Genomic DNA, 3,519 nt, shown 5'->3' on the forward strand with positions numbered 1-3,519 from the left:
TTGGCCTCCTCAAGATCTCGCACCTCACGCTCGAGTTCCTTGATCCGCGCCCGCTCCGCGCTCGTCGTATCGGGAACTTTCCCGGTATCGATCTGCGCCTGCCTCACCCAGACCCGCAGGGTCTCGGCATGGACACCGAGTTTCGGCGCGAGCACTTGGCAAGCCGCGTAGACCGACGGATACCCCTCGAGTCGGTCCACCACCGTCTTCACCGCACGCTCACGCTGCTCGATCGGATAACGCTTGGGCAAGCCCACATCCTCCACAGAGAAAAAGCGGCAGGAAAATCGGGACGGTTCACATGCCCAATGTCTGCAAGAACAGCTTGCCGAATAGGTCGTCCCAATCGTAGATCTGGCTGCCGAGTCCGAACAGTACACCTTGCCCGCGCAGGCTGGTCAGAATGTCGACGGCCTCGGCGAGGTTGCGGGCGAACCGATCGAATTTCGTCACGGTCAGAACCGTTTGGCGGCTCTTGGCCGCTGCCGCTGTGGCTGCCGCCAGTGCGTTGTCCAAGCCGAACGGAACAGGGTTGAGCTGGGCGGCGATTCGCCGTTCAGGGCGTTCCGGTAACCGGTCAGCTTACGGAACACCACCTATCTCGCCGTCGAGGCATGACATCAGCGGAGCTGCCTGTGTCCAGACTTGCCGGAGTCGCTCGTCGGCGGCGTGGTCCCAGTAGGCGAGTTGCTCGTCCGCGTGAACCTTGCGCGCCACTGACTCCCAGTCGTAATCCGGTTGGACTGCAAGCCGTTCCCGTAGACGCTGCCACCTCTTCCGTGAGTTGTTATCGCCCTCGATGAGGTAGCGAGCGCGAAGCTGCACCGCAGACAGAGTCCGGCCCACGCCTTTGGCCACTTCCACATCCGTCAGCCCGACCAAACACCCAGCCACAAGGATGCGGTAGTCCTGATCAGTCCACTCATGATAGTGGCGCGGCAGATCGGTCGACGTCATCCAGAACACCCCCTGGAACAGTCCTTACGCCCCAGTATCCCGCTGACGCACAGTCCATCATCGCATTCTCGCCCGACACAATGCTGAATAAATCTGTGTGACAGCTGTTTTGGCCCGGTAATCCTGGAGTTCAGTAGGATGCCTACCATGAGTCCTCTCTGGCGCGGGGCAACTCGGATATTTCTGCGCAACGGCCTGTTTTTCGGCATTGTCATGGCGCTCTACCTGGGATTGACCTCCGGCTCCGTGTGGGGTGTGGTGATCGGCGGATTGATCTGCGGGCTGCTGTTCGGTGCGGTCATCACTGGGTTGTCCATTATGCGGGCACGGCGCGATGGCACCGGCCACGAGCTCGGATCCGCTGTGCGCCAGCATGTTTCGATCGAGGTGGAACGGCCCGCCGAGGAGGCCTTCGCTGTGGCCGAACAGGCCCTGGCCGAGGTACCGGCGACCATCACGCAGCGCGATCCCGCCGCTGGTGTACTCACCGCGCGCACGAAGGTGTCGTGGATGAGCTGGGGCGAGAACCTGCAGGTGGTGGTGACGGAGCGGCCCGACGGCAGCATGGTGGGGGTCTCCAGTCGTCCGCGCCTTCCGACCACGATCGTCGACTACGGCCGCAATCTCCAGAATGTGCGGTCGATCATACGGTCGCTGACCGTACCGGCGTAGTGGCCGTCCTCGAAATAAGAGATAACCCTCAAGGAACTCACGGGTTATCTCTTACACGGCAACGTCGGCCCTTCGGGGGTTGGCGATACACCGCCACCTGACCGGAACCCCTGCTTTCGAGAACCAAAGTGCCCCAGCTCCGCCCCTGCGATGTGCATCTGGGGTAAACCCCAAAACGACATCCGACACGACGGTCGGGGCCTTCGCTCAAATCGTGATCCCGAAGACGTCGGTGGGGCTGGTGGCGACCACGGTAGGGGTGGCGGTACCGGTGATCGGTGCCGACACCACCTGAAGGGTGCCCCTGTTGGTGATGAACAGGGTGCTGCCGGAGGCAGTGATATCCACAGGGGCCAGCAGTCCGGTCACCAGGGAGGTCGGTGTACCACCGGTGACCGGCACCGTCGACACCTGAGCGCCGGTGTTCTCTACGATGTAGAGGAGGTTACCGACCCGGACGAGACCTACGGGAGCGTCCAGGCCGGTCGCCAGCAGGGTCGGTGTGCCCCCGGTCTGCGGCACCGAATACACACTGCCGGGGTCGACACCATCGGTGAAGAACAGTAGGCCGCCGTAGGTGTAGGGCAGCGCGTTGCTGGTGCCGTCCACCGAGGTGACGGTGACACCGACGGTGCCGGTGCCGGGTGGGGCGATGGCGTTGATCTGGGTGTCGGTGACGATGGTGAACGTGGTCGCCGTCGCCCCGAACCGCACGGTCAACGGGCCGCTGAACCCGCTGCCGAAGATCTCCACCGTGTTGCCACCGGATTCGGGACCGGAAATCGGGTTGAGCGCGGTGAGCACGGGTGGGGCCAGCAGGGTCGCCGCGATCGGCGTGAGCCCCGATTGGGTCGACACTCCATCGGTGATCCCGAAGACGCCGGTGGGGCTGGTGGCGACCACGGTGGGGGTGGCGGTGCCGGTGATCGGCGACGACACCACCTGAAGGGTGCCCCGGTTGGCGATGAACAGGGTACTGCCGGAGACGGTGATATCCGTAGGGCCCGAAAGACCGGTCACCAAGGGAGTCGGCGTGCCACCGGTTGTCGGCACCGTCGACACCTGATTGGCCGCGAATTCGCTGATGTAGAGGAGGTTGCCGATCCGAACGAGACCTGCGGAACCACCCAGGCCGGTCGCCAGCAGGGTCGGTGTACCGCCGGTTTGCGGCACCGAGTACACATTGCCGGGGATGTCGCCGTCAGTGAAGAACAGCAGGCCTGCGCCGTCGTAGGTGTAGGGCAGTGGGTTGCTGGTGCCGTTCAGCAGGGCTGCGACGGTGACCTCGACGGTGCCGGTGCCGGGTGGGGCGATGGCGTCGATCTGGGTGTCGGAGACGATGGTGAAGGTGGTCGCCGTCGCCCCGAACCGCACCGTAAGCGGTCCGGCGCCGGCGAATCCGCTGCCGAAGATCTGTACCGTGTTGCCACCGGATTCGGGACCGGAGCTGGGGTTGAGCGCGGTGAGCACCGGCGCCATCGTTGAGCCTCCCAGCGGGAAAAGGGGTTATTCTGCAACGGATGTCGAGGTGATCGTCACACCGTTGTATCCAGTAACCCACTGGCAGTAGCGGTTTCGCAATGAATCTCTGACGGCGGTTCCGCAACAATCTCCGGTCCGGTTCTCCGTCTCGGACCCGGAACTTCGACCGTACGGCCCCATGAGCAGTCAGTGATTGCCCGGCAACGGGTATCGGGGTCTGGACAGTGTGTGACCAGATACCCGGCGCCGTCGTCGAACCTCCTGCGGCGCCGTCGTCATCACCAGCACTCTCCACCACGATGCTTACCAGCACCCGATATCCGGACCAAATCGGTGTCTGGTTGGGTACAGCTACCTACGCACCGAAGCCACCTCTATCTCCGGGAATCAAGATCTGGTGGAAACCGA

5 protein-coding genes are annotated in these 3,519 nt (G+C 63.5%); 1 reads left to right on the plus strand and 4 read right to left on the minus strand.

Annotated elements, in window-relative coordinates; all coding sequences use genetic code 11:
• The 3 genes from ACX4ZE_RS22515 to ACX4ZE_RS22525 all read right to left on the minus strand — a co-directional run.
• The coding region (locus tag ACX4ZE_RS22515; RefSeq protein WP_480275461.1) for a transposase at positions 1-251 on the minus strand (251 nt) is incomplete at its 3' end.
• Positions 252-297: 46 nt separating this feature from the next.
• Positions 298-516 carry a recombinase family protein gene (locus ACX4ZE_RS22520; RefSeq protein WP_480275462.1) on the minus strand — a complete coding sequence of 73 codons (219 nt, stop codon included), beginning with the start codon at positions 514-516 and terminating at the stop codon, positions 298-300.
• 66 nt (positions 517-582) lie between these two features.
• A complete protein-coding gene (locus ACX4ZE_RS22525; protein ID WP_480275463.1) occupies positions 583-957 on the minus strand; it encodes a hypothetical protein in 375 nt (124 codons plus the stop codon).
• A 147-nt stretch (positions 958-1,104) separates the two neighbouring features.
• On the opposite strand from ACX4ZE_RS22525, the gene ACX4ZE_RS22530 reads away from it, so the two are divergent.
• Positions 1,105-1,629, plus strand: a complete 525-nt coding sequence (locus ACX4ZE_RS22530; protein WP_480275464.1) for a hypothetical protein — start codon at positions 1,105-1,107, stop codon at positions 1,627-1,629.
• A 207-nt stretch (positions 1,630-1,836) separates the two neighbouring features.
• Here ACX4ZE_RS22530 and ACX4ZE_RS22535 read toward each other — a convergent pair whose 3' ends face one another.
• Complete coding sequence (locus ACX4ZE_RS22535; protein WP_480275465.1) at positions 1,837-3,108, minus strand: IPT/TIG domain-containing protein; 1,272 nt, start codon at positions 3,106-3,108, stop codon at positions 1,837-1,839.
• Between the last annotated feature and the right edge of the window lie 411 nt (positions 3,109-3,519).

It is taken from the genome of Nocardia sp. TBRC8007 (genome assembly GCF_056629435.1).

What these genes read in the sequence shown, in the direction of transcription:
- ACX4ZE_RS22525 (WP_480275463.1), bottom strand. Translation starts at nt 957, where the DNA reads ATGACGTCGACCGATCTGCCGCGCCACTATCATGAGTGGACTGATCAG.
- ACX4ZE_RS22535 (WP_480275465.1), bottom strand. Translation starts at nt 3,108, where the DNA reads ATGGCGCCGGTGCTCACCGCGCTCAACCCCAGCTCCGGTCCCGAATCC.
- ACX4ZE_RS22530 (WP_480275464.1), top strand. Translation starts at nt 1,105, where the DNA reads ATGAGTCCTCTCTGGCGCGGGGCAACTCGGATATTTCTGCGCAACGGC.